Origin of the sequence: Actinophytocola sp., assembly GCF_035634895.1 — a bacterium.
Taxonomy (GTDB): domain Bacteria; phylum Actinomycetota; class Actinomycetes; order Mycobacteriales; family Pseudonocardiaceae; genus Actinophytocola.
In genome coordinates this window covers 1-16,575 of the sequence record NZ_DASQCC010000190.1, presented here as the reverse complement: position 1 = coordinate 16,575, position 16,575 = coordinate 1, and the positions used below count along the sequence as shown (strand labels likewise).

The 16,575-nt window shown below is 68.8% G+C and carries 15 protein-coding genes and 2 pseudogenes; 9 read left to right on the top strand and 8 right to left on the bottom strand.

What is annotated here, in order from left to right; genetic code table 11:
* Nucleotides 1–58 precede the first annotated feature (58 nt).
* Nucleotides 59–1,465 (top strand): PLP-dependent aminotransferase family protein, encoded by a 1,407-nt coding sequence (locus VET29_RS28230; RefSeq protein ID WP_324925890.1) that lies wholly within the window; start codon nucleotides 59–61, stop codon nucleotides 1,463–1,465.
* 370 nt (nucleotides 1,466–1,835) lie between these two features.
* Here VET29_RS28230 and VET29_RS28225 read toward each other — a convergent pair whose 3' ends face one another.
* A complete protein-coding gene (locus tag VET29_RS28225; protein ID WP_324925889.1) occupies nucleotides 1,836–2,609 on the bottom strand; it encodes a hypothetical protein in 774 nt (257 codons plus the stop codon).
* Between the two features lie 262 nt (nucleotides 2,610–2,871).
* Between VET29_RS28225 and VET29_RS28220 the strand changes: the two genes are divergently transcribed.
* Nucleotides 2,872–3,396, top strand: a complete 525-nt coding sequence (locus tag VET29_RS28220; protein ID WP_324925887.1) for a sigma-70 family RNA polymerase sigma factor — start codon at nucleotides 2,872–2,874, stop codon at nucleotides 3,394–3,396.
* Nucleotides 3,393–3,569: a hypothetical protein gene (locus tag VET29_RS28215; RefSeq protein ID WP_324925885.1), complete on the top strand. Its 177-nt coding sequence runs from the start codon at nucleotides 3,393–3,395 to the stop codon at nucleotides 3,567–3,569. The genes VET29_RS28220 and VET29_RS28215 overlap by 4 nt, the downstream gene beginning before the upstream one ends.
* A 3-nt stretch (nucleotides 3,570–3,572) precedes the next feature.
* Here VET29_RS28215 and VET29_RS28210 read toward each other — a convergent pair whose 3' ends face one another.
* Nucleotides 3,573–4,733 carry a pyridoxal phosphate-dependent aminotransferase gene (locus VET29_RS28210; RefSeq protein ID WP_324925883.1) on the bottom strand — a complete coding sequence of 387 codons (1,161 nt, stop codon included), beginning with the start codon at nucleotides 4,731–4,733 and terminating at the stop codon, nucleotides 3,573–3,575.
* Nucleotides 4,734–4,771: 38 nt separating this feature from the next.
* Here VET29_RS28210 and VET29_RS28205 point away from each other — a divergent pair, with 38 nt between their 5' ends.
* Complete coding sequence (locus VET29_RS28205) at nucleotides 4,772–6,034, top strand: DUF445 domain-containing protein (RefSeq protein ID WP_324925881.1); 1,263 nt, start codon at nucleotides 4,772–4,774, stop codon at nucleotides 6,032–6,034.
* On the opposite strand, the gene VET29_RS28200 is transcribed toward VET29_RS28205, so the two are convergent.
* The gene (locus tag VET29_RS28200; RefSeq protein ID WP_324925879.1) at nucleotides 5,999–6,472 is read right to left on the bottom strand and encodes a CGNR zinc finger domain-containing protein; all 474 of its coding nucleotides are present in this window, start codon (nucleotides 6,470–6,472) and stop codon (nucleotides 5,999–6,001) included. The two genes, VET29_RS28205 and VET29_RS28200, sit on opposite strands and share 36 nt — an antisense overlap.
* Nucleotides 6,473–6,570: 98 nt before the next feature.
* Here VET29_RS28200 and VET29_RS28195 point away from each other — a divergent pair, with 98 nt between their 5' ends.
* Genes VET29_RS28195 through VET29_RS28185 form a run of 3 tightly spaced genes read left to right on the top strand, consistent with a single transcriptional unit; the run spans nucleotide 6,571 to nucleotide 10,136 of the window.
* Nucleotides 6,571–7,095 (top strand): PadR family transcriptional regulator, encoded by a 525-nt coding sequence (locus VET29_RS28195; protein WP_324925877.1) that lies wholly within the window; start codon nucleotides 6,571–6,573, stop codon nucleotides 7,093–7,095.
* Between the two features lie 60 nt (nucleotides 7,096–7,155).
* Nucleotides 7,156–7,833: an ABC transporter ATP-binding protein gene (locus tag VET29_RS28190; protein ID WP_324925875.1), complete on the top strand. Its 678-nt coding sequence runs from the start codon at nucleotides 7,156–7,158 to the stop codon at nucleotides 7,831–7,833.
* The gene (locus VET29_RS28185) at nucleotides 7,830–10,136 is read left to right on the top strand and encodes an FtsX-like permease family protein (protein WP_324925873.1); all 2,307 of its coding nucleotides are present in this window, start codon (nucleotides 7,830–7,832) and stop codon (nucleotides 10,134–10,136) included. The genes VET29_RS28190 and VET29_RS28185 overlap by 4 nt, the downstream gene beginning before the upstream one ends.
* Before the next feature lie 235 nt (nucleotides 10,137–10,371).
* Here VET29_RS28185 and VET29_RS28180 read toward each other — a convergent pair whose 3' ends face one another.
* Nucleotides 10,372–10,626: an SHOCT domain-containing protein gene (locus VET29_RS28180; RefSeq protein ID WP_324925871.1), complete on the bottom strand. Its 255-nt coding sequence runs from the start codon at nucleotides 10,624–10,626 to the stop codon at nucleotides 10,372–10,374.
* Between the two features lie 173 nt (nucleotides 10,627–10,799).
* On the opposite strand from VET29_RS28180, the pseudogene VET29_RS28175 reads away from it, so the two are divergent.
* Nucleotides 10,800–11,581: pseudogene (locus VET29_RS28175) on the top strand (transposase family protein).
* On the opposite strand, the gene VET29_RS28170 reads toward VET29_RS28175, so the two are convergent.
* Together VET29_RS28170 and VET29_RS28165 are read right to left on the bottom strand one after the other, a co-directional pair.
* The gene (locus VET29_RS28170; RefSeq protein ID WP_324925869.1) at nucleotides 11,568–11,690 is read right to left on the bottom strand and encodes a hypothetical protein; all 123 of its coding nucleotides are present in this window, start codon (nucleotides 11,688–11,690) and stop codon (nucleotides 11,568–11,570) included. The pseudogene VET29_RS28175 and the gene VET29_RS28170 sit on opposite strands and share 14 nt — an antisense overlap.
* Nucleotides 11,691–11,951: 261 nt before the next feature.
* Nucleotides 11,952–12,845 carry a PHB depolymerase family esterase gene (locus tag VET29_RS28165; protein WP_324925867.1) on the bottom strand — a complete coding sequence of 298 codons (894 nt, stop codon included), beginning with the start codon at nucleotides 12,843–12,845 and terminating at the stop codon, nucleotides 11,952–11,954.
* A gap of 156 nt (nucleotides 12,846–13,001) precedes the next feature.
* Between VET29_RS28165 and VET29_RS28160 the strand changes: the two genes are divergently transcribed.
* On the top strand, nucleotides 13,002–14,360 hold the full coding sequence (locus tag VET29_RS28160) for a tannase/feruloyl esterase family alpha/beta hydrolase (RefSeq protein ID WP_324925865.1): 1,359 nt from the start codon (nucleotides 13,002–13,004) through the stop codon (nucleotides 14,358–14,360).
* Between the two features lie 28 nt (nucleotides 14,361–14,388).
* On the opposite strand, the pseudogene VET29_RS28155 reads toward VET29_RS28160, so the two are convergent.
* Together VET29_RS28155 and VET29_RS28150 are read right to left on the bottom strand one after the other, a co-directional pair.
* Nucleotides 14,389–15,396 (bottom strand): annotated as a pseudogene (locus tag VET29_RS28155) (MFS transporter); the annotation flags it as partial.
* A 425-nt stretch (nucleotides 15,397–15,821) separates the two neighbouring features.
* Nucleotides 15,822–16,575: PucR family transcriptional regulator (locus tag VET29_RS28150; RefSeq protein ID WP_324925862.1), on the bottom strand; the 754-nt coding region annotated here is incomplete at its 5' end.

Sequence of the window (16,575 nt, the reverse complement as noted above, 5' to 3'; positions counted from 1 at the left end):
GGCCATCTCAAGGCCTGATTGGCTCTCTATCAATAGCCAATCTGCAAGAATTGGTCTTATGAACGCGAGACGTGTGGCACAACTGCTCGGCAACTGGCGCCGCCGCGGCACCCGGCAGGGTGCCGCCGACCTCGCCGCCGGCATCCGGCTGCTCATCCTCGACGGCCGCATCCCCGCCGGCGACGCACTCCCGCCCGAACGCGAGCTCGCCACCGCCCTCGACGTCAGCCGCACGATGGTCGCCGCGGCCTGGGATCGGCTCAAGGCCGACGGTCTCGTGGTCAGCCGCCGCGGCGCCGGGTCGTGGGCGGCCGTCCCCGCCGGCATCAGCACCCAGGAACCACCGGAGGACCCGGCCACCATCGACCTCGCGCGGGCCGCGTGCCCCGCCCTCCCCGGCGTCGCCGCCGCGGCCGAGGCCGCCCTGCCCCGCCTCGCCGCCCACCTCGCCACCCACGGCTACCACGACCAGGGTCTTTTCGAACTGCGTGAGCTGCTCGCCGACCGGTACACCGAGCGCGGCCTGCCCACCACGCCGGACCAGATCCTCGTCACCGGAGGCGGTCACTTCGCCTTCGTCATGGCACTGCGCCTGTTCGTCGGCCCCGGCGACCGGGTGCTGGTCGAGCATCCGACGTACCCGAACGCGCTCGAGGCGATCCGCGGCGCCAGCGCCCTCCCGGTGCCGGTCGCGATGACCGACGACGGCTGGGACATCGAGGGCATGGAGGCCGCGCTCCGCCAGTCCGCGCCCCGGCTCGCCTACCTGATCGTCGACTTCCAGAACCCGACCGGCCACCGCCTCGACGCGCCCGGTCGCCGGCGGCTCGCCGCCGCGCTACGCCGCGCCCGCACCCCGGTCGTGGTCGACGAGACGCACGTCGACCTGGACTTCGACGTCGCGAACGCGCCCCCGCCGTTCAGTGGTGACGCCGTCCTGCTGGCCGGTTCGGCCAGCAAGTCGCACTGGGGCGGCCTGCGGCTCGGCTGGGTCCGGGCGTCCACGGACATCATCGCCCGGCTCCTGGCCAGCCGCCGTGGCCTCGACCTCGGCACCCCCGTGTTCGAGCAGCTCGTCCTCGCCGAGCTGCTCGCCGGGTCACGCGAGCCGCTGCTCGAACGCCGCGCGCAACTGGCCGCCCAACGGGACGCCCTGGTGACGGCCGTGCGCGAGCTCCGCCCGGACTGGACGTTCCGGGTGCCGGACGGCGGGACGACCCTGTGGTGCCAGCTCCCGCAGCCGGTCAGCACCCGCATCGCGGCCGTCGCCCAGAACTTCGGCGTGCGGGTCGTGCCGGGGTCGTTCTTCACCCCACACGGGGGACTGGAACGCTGGCTCCGCGTGCCGTACACCCAACCGGTTGACATTCTGCGTGAAGCGGTGCGGCGGCTGGCCGCCGCTGCCGCCTCGGTAGCTGAATGTGGTGCCCCGATCGCGGCCAACGGGCTCATTCCGGTCACATGACTGGACCAGAAGACGGTATACAGGGTAGAAAACAGTGCGCTGGATGGCCTAGTCTCCGTCGGCCGATTGGCCGGAGACTCCGCCATCCAGCGCACTGTTCGCCTCTGGTGTGCTCGGCAGGGGCCGCCGACACAGCCCCTCGTTGTGTCGATCGGACGAGCCGCCAGAGGGGGAGCCCCGGCGCCGCGGGGGCATCGCGGCGCCGGGGCCAGGTCCCGACCTGACCGGGCGCGGTCGGCAGGTCGGGTAGCTGTGTGGTGTTCGGGGGACGCCGGGTGGAACGTTCGGGCCAGCGGGTTGCGCCGGTTGGGCCACATCAGATGTCGGTCGAGCCGGCTGTGGACACACGTATCCGGAGGTGCGGGGCCGTTCAGTCGGGCGAGGACGCCGGTAAACCGGCGACGCGGCCGGCGCCGTCAACGGCTCGGCTGCGGGTGGTGAACCCGGCGTCGGCCGGGTGGAGGGGAGCCTGCGCCGCCAGTACGCCATGCGTGCCGCGTGCGCCGCCGGTGTTGTCGTGAGCGGTGGACACGGTGGTGCCGGAGCCGGCGGGCGCGGTGGGCGCCTTGGTCGGTTCCGGGTCGGGCTCGCCGCGGCCGGCGTGCTCGGTGGCGGCACTGTCGGCGTCCTGAGCGGCGGGTGCCGCGACCGGCGCGGCGGGGACCGTCACGACCGGCTTCCTGGCCGGTGCCGGTGCGATCGGGGCCACCGGCGGGGGGACCACCGGCGCGGGCGGTGTGACGACCGACGCGGGCGGGAGGGTGATCTCCGTTCGGGGCAGCGCGGCGCCACGGTCCGCGTTCGCACTGCCCGACGAGGTGGCGGGCGGTGTCTCGGTGACGGGTTCCTGCGTTTCGGGCGAGGAGGACGGCGGCAGCACGTCGCCGGAGGTGTCGATCAGCGACCCGCCGATGTCGGCGACCCGGTTCGTGACGCCGCCGACCACGTCCGTGACTCCGCCGACCAGGTCGGTCAACCCGCCGAGCAGCCCGTCCAGCGCGTTGTCGGACTGGTACACCTGGGTGTCGTCGACGGGCAGTTCGTCCGCGCCGGCGACACTGGCGAAGACGGCGCTGAGCACCCAGCCGGCCACGGCTACGGCGGCGACGAGCAGCGCGCGGCGCAGCAGGCGGGAGGGCTCCACCGCGACCACCACCGTCCGTCAACGCAGTAAGGGCCGGCACGAACGCCCCGTGCCGACATGCACCTGCACACTATCCAGCACACCACTGACAATGGCACCCTAGCGGCGGCGATTCCACCCGGAAAGACGGCAAAAGCGCACGATATCGGCCGGATGGGTCAATGTTGATCACCGCTGGTGACGCATTCCGGCGAGCGTCGGCGGTCCTACTCATTTCGGGCGTCCGCCGGGTCCGATCGCACCCGCGCGCCGTCACAGTCGCATGCTGACGACCGAGCTGATCACCCGCGCCAGCACCGGCGACGAGGCGGCCTGGCAGGAGCTGGTGCACCGCCATGCGGCCATCGTGTGGGCGGTGGTCAGGGCCCACCGCCTGCACGGCGCCGACGCCGCCGACGTCTCGCAGCAGACCTGGGCGGCGCTGGCCGAGCACCTGCCCCGACTGCGCAGACCCGACCGGCTGCCGGGCTGGCTCGCGACGACCGCGCGCCGCGAGTGCCTGCGTGTCCTGTACCAGCACCGCCGCGAGGTCCCGACGGACGTCCTGGAGATCCCGGCCGACCCCGTCTGCCACACGGACGAGGAGGAGCTGCTGTGGACGGCGTTCCGCCGGCTCTCCCAGCGCTGCCGGAGCCTGCTCGGCCTGCTCATGTACAGCCCGGAGCTGACCTACGTGCAGGTCAGCAGGGCCCTCGGGCTCAAGGTGACCAGCCTCGGCCGTACCCGGGCCCGCTGTCTCGACCGACTACGCCGCAAGCTGGCCATCCTGGGAGGCGACGCCGAATGAAGTACACCGCGGACGACCTGCGACTGCTGAAGGCACTGGCCTGCCTGATGCGCCGCGCCGACCCGGTCCCGCCGGAGGTGCTGGCGGACGCGGCGGCGGCCGGCCTGCGCCTGACCCGTCGCGAGCCCCGCCTACCGACCCGCGCCCTGGACGTCGCCTGGCTCCTCCCCTGAGGCTCAGGCGAGCTTGTGCAGCCGCTCGATGGCCTCGTCCAGCACCGCGTCCTTCTTGCAGAACGCGAACCGGACGATGTGCCGCCACTGGTCCGGGCTGTCCGTGAACACCTGCACGGGCACCGCGGCGACCCCGATCCTCTCCGGGAGCTGCCAGCACAGCTCGGCACCGTCGGCGAACCCGAGCGGCCGCACGTCCGCGCACACGAAGTACGTCCCGTGGCTGGGCCGCACCCCGAACCCGGCCTCGGCGAGCCCCGCCGACAGCCGGTCCCGCTTCACCTGGAGGTCGTCGCGCAGCCCGGTCACCCACGCCGACTCGTTGGCCAGCGCGTACGCCACGGCCGGCTGGAACGGCGCGCCTCCCACGAAGGTCAGGAACTGCTTCGCCGCGCGCACGGCCGCCACCAGCGGCGCCGGCGCGCACACCCAGCCGATCTTCCAGCCCGTGCAGTTGAACATCTTCCCGGCGCTGGAGATGGTGACCGTCCGCTCGGCCATCCCGGGGAACGTGCACAGCGGCACGTGCGGCAGCCCGTCGTAGGTCAGCGACTCGTACACCTCGTCGGTGATGGCGATCAGGTCGTGCTCGACGCACAGCGCGGCGATGCCGGCCAGCTCCTCGCGCGTGAACACCGTCCCGGTCGGGTTGTGCGGGGAGTTCACCAGGATGGCCCGCGTCCGGGGCGTGATCGCCGCCCGCACCGCGTCCAGGTCGACGGAGAACCGCTCGCCGTCCACCAGCGAGACGACCTTCCGCGTGGCCCCGGCCAGGGCCACCGACGCCGCGTAGGAGTCGTAGTACGGCTCGAACAGGATCACCTCGTCACCGGCGTCGACCAGCGCGAGCAGGGCGGCCGCGATGGCCTCGGTCGCGCCGACGGTCACCAGGACCTCGGTGTCCGGGTCGAACCGGACGCCGTAAGCGGCCCGCTGCGCGGCGATGGCCTCCCGCAGCTCCTGCCGTCCCGGGCCGGGCGGGTACTGGTTCACGCCCTCCGCGATCGCCCGCTGCGCGGCCGCCAGCATGCCGGCGGGCCCGTCGGTGTCCGGGAAGCCCTGGCCGAGGTTCACCGCCCCGGTCCTGGTCGCGAGCGCGGTCATCTCCGCGAAGATCGTCGAGGTGAACGGGGTCAGGCGAGACACGAGAGGAGGACGACGCACGGTTCGTCATCCTCACGGACAATGGTGTGGTGCGGCAAATGAGTGAGGTCAGTGCTCCCATTCCCCGGGAGGCCGAGAAGAGGCGTGCCCTGCGCAGGATGAAGCTGGTGGCGCTGTCGTTCCTGCTGGGCGCCGCGGCGGTCTTCCTGGTCATGTCCCTGTGGCCGGGCGAGCCCGGCTGGACCGGGTACGTGAAGGCCGCCGCCGAGGCCGGCATGGTCGGCGCGCTGGCCGACTGGTTCGCGGTCACCGCCCTGTTCCGGCATCCGCTGGGCATCCCGATCCCCCACACCGCGATCATCCCCACCCGCAAGGACGCCCTCGGCGACAGCCTCGGCGAGTTCGTCGGCGCGAACTTCCTGTCCGAGCAGGTCGTGCGGGAGCGGCTGCGGCGGGTCGGCGTCGCCTCCCGGCTGGGCGGCTGGGTGGCCGAACCGGCCAACGCCGAGCGGGTGACCGCCGAACTGGCGACGGTCGTGCGTGGCGTGGTCGCCGTCCTGCGGGACGAGGACGTCCAGGCGGTCATGGAGCAGGCCCTCGTCAAGCGGGTCGTGTCGGTGCCGTGGGGGCCGCCGCTGGGCAAGCTGATGGCCGGCGTGGTCGAGGACGGCACGCACCACAAGCTCGTCGACCTCATGTGCGACCGCGCCTACGAGTGGGTGAAGGACAACCACTCGACGGTGCTCCGCGTGGTGTCGAACCGGGCGCCGACCTGGTCGCCGAAGTTCGTCGACTCGATGGTCGCCGACAAGGTGTACGGGGAGGTGCTGTCGTTCGCCTGGATGGTCAAGACCGACCCGAACCACCCGATGCGGCTCGCGATCGACAAGTTCCTGGTCGAGTTCGCGTCCGACATGCAGACCGACCCGGCGACCATGGCCCGTGCTGAGGTCGTGAAGGAGCAGGTCCTCCAGCACCCCGAGGTCCAGAACGTGATCGGCTCTGCCTGGTCGACGGCCAAGCGGCTGCTGCTGGACGCGGCTGAGGACCCGTCCAGTGAGCTGCGGAAACGTGTCCGCGAGGGCCTCATCTCGCTGGGCCACCGCCTTTCCGACGACGACGCCTTGCGGGAGAAGGTGGAGAGCTGGGTCGAGGGCGCGGCCGCGTACGTGGTGCTCAACTACCGCGACGAGATCACGACGCTGATCACCGACACGGTGCAGCGCTGGGACGCGGAGGAGACGTCCCGCAAGATCGAGCTGCAGGTGGGCCGCGACCTGCAGTTCATCCGGATCAACGGCACGGTCGTCGGCTCGCTGGCCGGTCTACTGATCTACACGGTCGCGCAGCTGCTCCTCTGAGCGGCGGCGCCAGGCCCGCGCCTTCTCCCGGTTGCCGCACACCTGCATCGAGCACCAGGTGCGCGAGTGGTTGCGGGACCGGTCGTAGAAGGCCCAGCGGCAGTCGTCGGCCGGGCAGATCTTCACGCGCTCCCACCCACCCCTGACGGCGAGCCGGCTGGCCGCCGCGAGCACCGCCCCGGCCACGTCCGCCGCGACCAGCCGTGGCGGCCCTCCCGCCAACCGGACGGTGACCGGCACCGAGACGGCGGCCGGTGACGACACCGGGTCCCCGGCCGCGGCACGCAGCGCGCCACGCACCGCCCGCACGTCCGCGCTGTCGGTCAGCTCGTGCGCGGCCAGCCACGCCAGCCAGGCCTCGGGATCGTCCAGGACATCGGTGTGCGCCGCGTGGTCGACGGTGTTCAGGAAGTCGACCACCAAGTCCACGTCACTCACGCGACCACTGTAGGCCCGACAGCGGTACCTGCGCAGCTCAGCGAGCTATTCACCGGGTGTATAGACGACCTCTATACCTCGTGTGTATAGTCGCCGCCATGTCAATCGGACACACCCTGCTGGGCCTTCTGGAGCGAGGGCCGCGACACGGCTACGACCTCAAGCGGGAGTACGACGAGCATTTCGGACAGGACCGGCCACTGCACTACGGCCAGGTCTACGCGACGCTGTCGCGCCTGCTGAAGAACGGCCTCATCGAGGAGACGGGCGTCGAGCAGGGTGGCGGCCCGGACCGCAAGCGCTACGCGGTCACCGCGGAGGGCGTCACCGACGTGCAGACGTGGCTGAGCACGCCGGAGAAGCCCGAGCTGTACATGCAGAGCACGCTGTACACCAAGGTCATCATCGCGCTCATGTCCGAGCGGGATGCCGAGGACGTGCTCGACACCCAGCGCCACGCGCACCTGCGTGCCATGCGTGAGCTGACGGCCCGCAAGCTCGACGGCGACCTGGCCGACCAGCTGATCTGCGACCACGCGCTGTTCCATCTGGAAGCCGACCTGCGCTGGCTGGAGCTGACCGCCGCGCGCCTGACGGACTTACGCAAACGGGTAACTCACTGAGCTCGCCCAAACCAACCTGCGAGGAACAACCATGACTTCCCCCCGCACCTGGTGGTCCGCATGACCGAGCCGCTTCTGGTCGCGACCGACCTCGTCAAGTCCTTCGGCCCCACGAAGGCGCTCGACGGCGCGAGCATGTCCGTCCGCGCCGGCGAGGTCGTCGCCGTGATGGGCCCGTCCGGGTCCGGCAAGTCGACGCTGCTGCACTGCCTGGCCGGCATCATCCAGCCCGACGAGGGCACGGTCACCTACGCCGGCAACGAGCTGTCCGCCATGCCGGACGGTCCGCGCAGCGCGCTGCGCCGCACCGACTTCGGCTTCGTCTTCCAGTTCGGCCAGCTCGTGCCGGAGCTGAGCTGTCTCGAGAACGTCGCACTGCCGCTGCGGCTCGGCGGCCTGGGCAGGCGCGCGGCCGAGACCAGGGCACGCGAGTGGCTCGACCGTCTCGAGGTCGCCGACGTGGCCGGCAAGCGGCCCGGCGAGGCCTCCGGCGGGCAGGGCCAGCGGGTGGCGGTCGCCCGTGCCCTGGTCATGGGTCCGAAGGCCGTGTTCGCCGACGAGCCGACGGGCGCGCTCGACTCGCTGAACGGCGAGCACGTCATGCGCCTGCTCACAAGTGCGGCGAGGGACTCGGGCGCCGCCGTGATCCTGGTGACGCACGAGGCACGGGTGGCCGCGTACTCGGACCGCGAGGTCATCGTCCGCGACGGCCACGCGAGGCAGGTGGCGTTCGCGTGAGCGCTGTTCGAGGGTGGATGGGTGACCTCGCCGTGGGGATCCGGCTGGCCGTCGGGGGTGGCCGGACCTCCGTGGCGAGGCTCGCGCTCAGCGCGTTGGGGATCGCGATCGCGTTCGCCGTACTGCTGATCGCCGCGTCGATCGGCTCGATGGCCGAAGGCCGCGGGCAGCGAGAGGCGGCAACCATCCCACGCGCCGAGCCGGTGGCAGGCGTGGCGCCGACCTACTACTCGCCGATCCCGATGGAGTTCCGCGACGACTTCGTGATGGTCACGTACGTGTGGCCGTCCGGTCCGAACTCGCCGAAGCCGGACGCGCTGCCGAGACTGCCGAGGCCGGGCGAGATGTACGCCTCACCGGCGCTTGCGGAGCTGCTGCGGTCGGACGAGGGCAAGCTGCTGCGCCCGAGGTTCCCGGACAGGATCGTCGGCACGCTCGACAAGATGATGGTGCTCCGCCCGGGTTACCTGGTCGCCTGGGTCGGCGCGGACAGCACCCTGGCCGACTCGGAGTTCTCGAGGCCGGCGTACGGCTTCAACGAGTCACCGGCGAAGCACGACCTCCACCCGAGCATGCTGGTGCTGATCCTGATCGGCGGGGTCGTGCTGCTGCTGCCGGTGTTCACGTTCGTCAGCACGGCGAGCCGCATCGCCGGCGCGGAAAGGGACCGGAGGCTGTCCGCGCTGCGCCTGGTCGGCGCGGGTTCCTGGCAGGTCCGCCGCATAGCGGCCGCCGAGTCACTCGTGAGCGCGGTCATCGGCATGGCGGCGGGCGCGACGATCTTCGCGGTCGGGCGGCAGTACACGGACGACATAGAGCTGTTCGGCGAGCGGGCGTACGCGTCGGACGTGGTGCCCAACCCCTGGCTGGTGCTGGTCGTCGCCCTGCTGATCCCGGCACTGTCGGTGCTGACCGCGTTGTTCGCCCTGCGCCGCACGCTCATCGAGCCACTGGGCGTGGTCCGGCAGAGCAAACCGGTCCGCCGGCGCACGTGGTGGCGCTTCACGATCCTGGCCGTGGGCGTCGCTTTGATGGCCACCCAGCTGGGCGCGGCAGAGGGAACCAGCGTCTGGACCGCCGCGATAACGACCGGCGCGACGGCGATGCTGGTCGGCATGCTGGCACTGCTGCCGTGGCTACTGGAACGCGTGGCGAACCGCATCAGCGGCGGCCCACCGTCCTGGATGCTGGCCATCCGGCGGCTGCAACTGGACAGCGGCACGTCCGCCCGCGTGGTCAGCGGCGTGGCGGTCGTGGTGGCAGGCATGATCACCGTGCAGACCATCCTGCTGACCATGGACGACTCCCACGATGTCGCCGCGACTCCCACCACCCGTCCAGGAGTGGTGGAGGTGACGACGCGGCCAGCAGTCGCGAACGAGGCCCAAAGCCGACTCCTCGACACGGACGGCGTGCGTGCGGCGTCGATAGTCCAGAACGCCGCGGCCTTCATCGCGGACGACGAGGTGTTGGGGCTGACCGTCCTGGACTGCGCCGCCCTACGAAGCCTCGGCGGCGTGACGACCTGCAAGGACGGCGACGTGTTCACCACGGACGCGTACGGTTCGACCCCCACACCCGGCACTTCCCTGGAGTTCCGCAAGTACTCCGAAACCAACGGCGAGGACGGCGAAGCCGCCTACAGGGTAACCGGCCACTGGACACTTCCCGAAGGCGCCAAGAAGGCGAAGATCCGCGCCGACTCAATGCTCTACAGCTCGATCTACGCGACCCCGGCCGCCATCAAAGGCGTCGACATTCCCAACCCGGTAGCCGTAGTGGTACTGGCAAACAGCAGGATAACAAGCGACCAACTGGAACAGATCCGCAACGCGGTAGCCGACCTCCGCTGGGAGACCACCGTGTACTCCTACGACACGGCCCCGGACCGCCTGGCGAACCGAAGCACTTTCGAGTCCATCAGAACGGGACTGTACGCAGGCTCGGTCCTCACACTGATGCTGGCAGGCGTGAGCCTCCTGGTACTGGCACTGGAACACATCCGAGAACGCCGCCGTCCCCTGGCAATCCTGGCGGCAAGCGGCGTCCCGAAAGCAGTACTGGCCAGATCCCTCCTGTGGCAGGTAGCACTCCCAATCGCCCTGGGCGTGGCGATGGCCCTGGTCACCGGCATAGGCATGGCAGCACTGATCGTCCGCCTGACAGGCGAACCACTGTCCATCGACTGGCCAGGCGTCTCAGTCCTGTGCGGAGGCGCAATAGCCCTCAGCCTGGCAATCAGCGCCCTAACCCTCCCGTTCCTGAACAGCGCAACCCGCCTAACAACAATCCGCACCGAATAGCACGCCATCGCCCAGCCGCAGAGCACTATGAGCCGTGAGATTCGGCACCCCAGATTCGGAGCGTCACCAAGAGCACTGCCCAGATAGGATTTTCGTAGAGCAACAGCTCCACCTGACGCGGATCGTCTTCCTTGCACAGAATACGATCCAGCAAAGCGGGGCTGTTGCTCTACGAGCCAACGAAGATTACACCAACACGCCGGTCTTGATCGACCAGACAGCAGACCCTGGGAGTTCAATCTCTGTAGTCCAGCAGTTTCGCCTTCGCTTGAGCGAACTCGTCGGGTGACAACACGCCAGAGTCACGAAGTTGCGCGAGCTTCACAAGTTCATCCGCGATGCTGACGGGTGGCGCGGCCCCTGCCGAATTCTGGGGGATGTTCCCGAGAAAAGACGGATGCGCTCGAATCCACGCCTCGATCTTCTCCGCAGTTCCGTGGTTGACCGGGCAGGTCGCAAGCTCTGTACCGCTGCCCTGCAAGATCAGCATCTGCTGAACGGTTTTCATCCTGGTCTGGATGTGTTGGTGGGTAAGGGTTGTAGGTCCGGGGTTGCTGGACAGGCCAGGTGGTCGTTGGTGTGTCGGTGTTGGGAACGTAGTGAAGCCCTTGGTAGGACAGCGATCGACCAAGATCCATGTCCACACGACACCAGGGGCTTCGTATGCTGTTCTACCGTGCCGCGTTGCCGTTGTCACGTCAGACCCTGACCTTCGTGTCCGGGCTGGTCGGTGTCCGCCGTCGGGCGATCGGCTCGCCATGGCGGGCGCTCAACCCCGGGGCAGCAGGCTCTGCTGGTGTTGGTGCATCTGTGTAAGGGCGAGCCGTTCGCTCAGGTCGGGGCCGGGTTCGTGGTCTCGACCACGACGTGCTGGCGGTACGTGAACGAAGCCGTGGAACTGCTGGCCGCGCGGGCTCCCCAAGCTGCGGGCTGCGCTGGCGAAGGCCAAACGCGAGTAGATGGCCTACGTGATCATCGACGGCACGTTGATCCTGATCGACAGGATCGCCGTCGACCGGCCGTTTTACTCGGGCAAGCACAAGCGCCATGGGGTGAACTTGCAGGTGATCGCCTCCCCGGATGGGACGATCCTGTGGGTGTCCGGCGAGTTGCCGCCCAGCACACACGACACCGCCGCCGCCCGCATCTGGCAGATCTTGGCCGCACTCGACCAGGCCGGGCTGATCGCGTTGGGTGACAAGGGCTACCACGGCTACGACCAGACTCGCCGACGGGTGATCACCCCGTACAAAGGTAAGAACAAACCCCCATCACAGACCGACGCCAACCGGGCCCACGCCCGGCTCCGCGGCCCGCGCGAACGCGCGAACGCCCAACTCAAACAGCGGCGCATCCTGCACAAAGTCCGCGTCAGCCCACGCCGTATCGGCCGACTCGCCAAAGCCATCCACGTACTACAGAACTACAAGATCACGGCAGGATGAAAAAGCCTCGCTGTAACGCGCCCGCACCGTTCTTCTTGTCCTGCCGCGTCACCTTGCGAACCGAGAACCCGGTCACGTCGGCGACGTTGACCTTGAAGGCCGAAAGCAACTTGCCGGTCTGCCGGTACTCGATGATGCCGTCGCCGTAGTCGATGATGCTGCCGCTCCCGACGCCAGCCCGTGGCTCTGCCCTCTCGCCATTGCGAGTCTCCGTCCTGATCAGCTCGACTCCGATGGTTGAACATCGCGGAGAACCACGAATCGGTTACCGCCCCAACCGACCGCGTCCGGAACATAAACCGGCCTCTCCGCGAGTTCCAGGACTCGCGGAGAGGCGAAGCCAAGGTGCGCAAAATGCCGCACCAGCCCGTCAGCCAGCCAGATGCCAAGCGGCTCCCATGTACCACGCCGCGCAGATGTTCACGTCCAGCACATACGCGCCCGCATGACCACACTGCGTCGCACCCGTCCCGGGATCGACCGGCTGCCCATGCCCCATCCCGGTGATCGAGTACGTCTCCACCGCCACGCGACCGCCCGACTCGTACACGGCGTGCGGGTGCCCGGCCACCGTGTCCCTCCGTGTCGGCGTCGCGGGGATGCCGTGCACGTTCGTCCACTGTTCGACCAGTTCGGTCGCATTCGACGGCGCGACCGTGAAGTCCGCGCTGCCCTGCCACACACTGACCGTCGGCCACGGTCCTGTGTACGACGTGGCGGACCGAACCGCGTCACCAAGCGCGGACGGTGACAGGTTCCGTCCCGGGTACATGCACGAGAACGCGTCGATCATGCTCGCCGCGCAGCGGTACGCGATGCCCGCCACGACCCCGCCGCCCGCGAACAGGTCCGGGTAGGTCGCCAGCATCACCGCCGTCATCGCGCCCCCGGCAGACAACCCGGTGACATAGACCCGCGACGGGTCCGCACCCGTGTCGGCGACCGTCTGCCGCATCATCTGCGCGATCGACTCCGCCTCGCCCTGCCCACGGGTCGTGTCCCCGCGCTCGAACCAGTTGAAGCACCGGCTGATGTTGTTGGCCGCCCGCTGCTCCGGCAACAACACCGTGAATCTCAGCCGGTCGGCCAACTCGATCCACCCGGACCCCGTCCCATACGCGGAGGCGGTCTGCGTGCATCCGTGCAACGCCACGACCACCGGGCGTCCCGCCGGCAACCCGTCCGGCACATGACGCACCATCGCGAGGTTGCCCGGGTTGTCGGCGACAGGACCGACAAGTGTCAACATAACTGCGAGAGCCATTCGAAACATGCCGCACCTCATCGTGCTCGCTGTAGTGCCCTCGACGTTAAGCGGGACCACACACGGACATGAGGGTGCGAGCCACCACATTCACCCGTCGAACTGTGGTGAACGAACGCATGGCCAACGCCCGGGCGTGCTCCTACCGTCGGCGCCATGTTCGCAAGGGCCACCATCCTCGCCCTGGTCACCACACTCGCCCCGGCGGTGGCAACCGCGGAACCAGGCTGCGCATCCCTTCGAGTCCCGATGGCCGAACACCAGGAGGTGTCGTGCCTGGACGGGCTGACCACCGCCGGCACGGTCGCGTCGGGCCACACGGTCCCGGCCGACTGGACAGGCCTGACCCAGTCAAGCCTGCCGCAACCACGAGGCGTGCCGGGCATCCAGATCGACGGCTACTTCCCGGACGCCTCCACGACGAACACGAACCACAGCTGGAACCACGACGCCCAGTTCGTCATCCGCCTGCCTGACCACTGGAACGGTGGCCTGGTCGTGTCAGGCACTCCAGGCAACCGCCGCCAGTACGCGAACGACCGCGCGATCGCCGACTTCGTACTGTCCAAGGGCTACGCCTTCGCGGCAACGGACAAAGGCAACACAGGCACACAGTTCTACCGGGACGGCCGCCACCCCGGCGACGCGATGGCCGAATGGCACCGGCGCCTCACCCAGCTGGCGATCGCCACCAAGGCCGTTGTGGCACAGCGCTATGGCCGTCTCCCGCGACGCACGACAGCCGCCGGCATCTCCAACGGCGGCTACCTGGTGCGCTGGCAACTGGAGAACCACCCGTGGCTGTTCGACGGCGGCATCGACTGGGAAGGCACCCTGTGGCGACCGGAGGGTCCCAACCTCTTCACGTTCCTACCGGAGGCAATGCGTGACTACCCGGCCTACAAAGCAGGAGACGAACAAGCACACCAACGAATCCTGGCGGCAGGCTACGCCCCCGGCTCCGAGTTCCTGTGGCAGTACCACAACGACGTCTACTGGGACCTGACCCAACGCATCTACCGAGAAGAACTGGACCCAACGTTCGACGGCGCGTTGGAAGCCGGCCTCCCGTACTGCACATCAGGCACCCCGAACTGCGACGCCGACTACGACTACGAATCCCGCCCACGAGAAGTAGGAAGAGCGGTAAACCAGATAGCCCTAACAGGCCGCATTGGCAAACCACTGATCACCCTGCAAGGAACCCTGGACACCCTGCTCCCCATAACCCGGAGCGGTGGCGTCTACCGTCAAATGGTCCGCGCCAAAGGTCGCGCAAACCTACAGCATTATCACCGAATAAGAAACGGCAACCACGCGGATGGTCTGGTAGACGTCTACTCGGACCGCCTGGTCCCACTGGCGCCGGAGTTCCAGAAAGCAGTCACCGAACTGGAACACTGGCTGGACCAACCGCGTCAGCGGGCAACCGCGCCCCGAACGCCCGAAAAGCAACCGCCCCGCACCCCGCACACAGGGCGACAACCACCCAGGGCGCCCAGGCCCCAAGCGTGAACAAGGCCACCACGGCCGGCGCCAACACCCCGGGAACGGTGAAGGCGTACTGAAAAGCCGCAAGATGCCGCCCACGCGTGGCAGCAGGAGCAAGCGCGACGGCAAGCGCGTTGACCCGAGCCCCAAACAGCGTTCCGCCCGCCGCCAACACGAGCGCGGAGCCGAGCAACCAGGCGGGCCGCCACTCAGGAGGTAAGGCGGGGGTGACGAGACACAACCCGCACCACAACACCAGCAGCCAACCGGCAAACGCAAGAGTGGTGGTCCGCGACAAACGACCGGTAGCTCGAACGGCGAGGGTGCTACAGGCGCTGGTCACAGCGGTGTGCAGCGCGAGCAGGACACCGGGCAACCAAGTGGGCGAGCCAAGGTCAAGAACACAGACGGGCATTCCGACAAGAAAGAAGTCGACCCCGAGCGCGACCAGTCCGGTGACGAGAATCAAGAGAAGAAACCGCCGGGACACCCGGCTGCCGCCACCTGTCGCCGTCACCCGAACATGCGAAACCCGAACAAGGGCCACCAGGACAATCGCGCAGACAACGAAACTGGCGGCATCCATCAAAACAGCGACCCGCAAATCGCCAACCGTAAGCAACCAGGCGGCACAGAGTCCTCCGACGCCGAAACAAGCACCCCGAACCATCCCGACCACGGCAAAGGGATGATCCTTCTCCCGCTCCCCAACAACATCAGAGATCAAGGCGAAGACCGAACTGTAGAAGAGCTGCTGCCCCGCAGCAAGAAAACAAACCGCCACGGCAACGGTGACAACCCCGCCAGCACCGACGAACACCAAGGCGCCGAGCGCCTGCAGAACCTGCGAGGCAACGACCACCGGCCGCGGCCCGACCCGATCGACAAGACGTCCGGCAACCGGCGGCACAAGCAATCCGACCAAGGTACCAGCGGTAACCGTCACCCCGGCCACAGCCAGCGGCAACCCGACAACCCGCGTCGCGTAGACGAGAGTGAGCGGCAGAAAGAGCCCCGACCCAAAGTTGTCAATCCCAAGCGCGACGAGCAACGGACCCATGCGGCCGACTGTGCCACCCAGAGCCCAACATGGTCGACACAGTTCCAAGCGCCCCAAGACCGCCCCGGGCCTGAGGTTCACCCCGAACGGTGGACAGGGGCTTACACAGTTAGGCAGCCAGTGTCAGTGATCGCTCGTAGGCGTCGGGACTGAGCATCCCGATCGCGGAGTGCCTTCGCGCACTGTTTGTAGAACGTGACCCACTTGTCAATCGCTGCAACGAGTTCCGTCTTCGTGGCGTACACGTGCCGGTAGTACTTCTGGTGTTTGAACGTCGTCCAGAACGACTCCGCCGGGCTGTTGTCCCAGCAGATCCCGGTCGCGCCATCGATCGGCGCAGCCCGTGACTGAAGCACGCTCGCGCCGTCAGGTGCGCTGTGAACTCCCCGCCACGGTCGGAATGCAGAACCGTGCCACGACGCAGCTCAGTGGAGTTGTTGTAGTCGCAGTGCTATCTGGATCTCCAGTGCGCGGTTGGGGGTCTGCCAGTCCGCGCCCAGCAGTGACGCGATTCGGTCCAGTCGCTGTACCACGGTGTTGACGTGAACGTGCAGCACCTCCTTCGCGCGGGTCAGGTTGGTGCCGCACTCGAAGTACGCCCGCAACGTTGCCACCAGGTCCGTGCCTCGGCGTTCGTCGTACTCCAGGACCGGGCCGAGGGTCGCCCTCACATATCCGGCCAGGTCGGTTCTGTCGCCGATCAGCTGGCCTACGAACCCCAGGTCCGACAGCGCCGCGCCATGGCCGGCCCGGCCCAACGCCAGCAGTGAACGCACGCACCGCCGTGCCTCGTCGAACGCTGTCGCCACCGCGGATGGCCCCGCGGCCGGGCCGGACGCGCCCACGGTTACCGGCGCCTCCACCGCGGCGGTCAACGTCGTCGCCAGCCTCGGGGCCAGCTCCGCCGGGTCCGCGTTCGCCAGCAGCACCACCTGCTCCGCGTGGAGGCCCACCAGCGTCGCGTACCGGGCGCACGCCATCGCCAGGCGTCGTCTCGACACTCCGTCCACATGGGCGATCAGCACCGCGTGTGGCGCCGTCAGGTCTATGCCCAGCCGCCTTCCGCGCGCCAGCAACGCCGCCGGGTTGCGGGTCGGTGCCGTCAGCAGATCGGTCAGCAGCTCGCCCCGGACCTCGTCCTCGGCCTTCGCCACTGACCGGCGCAGCAGCAACAGTAGG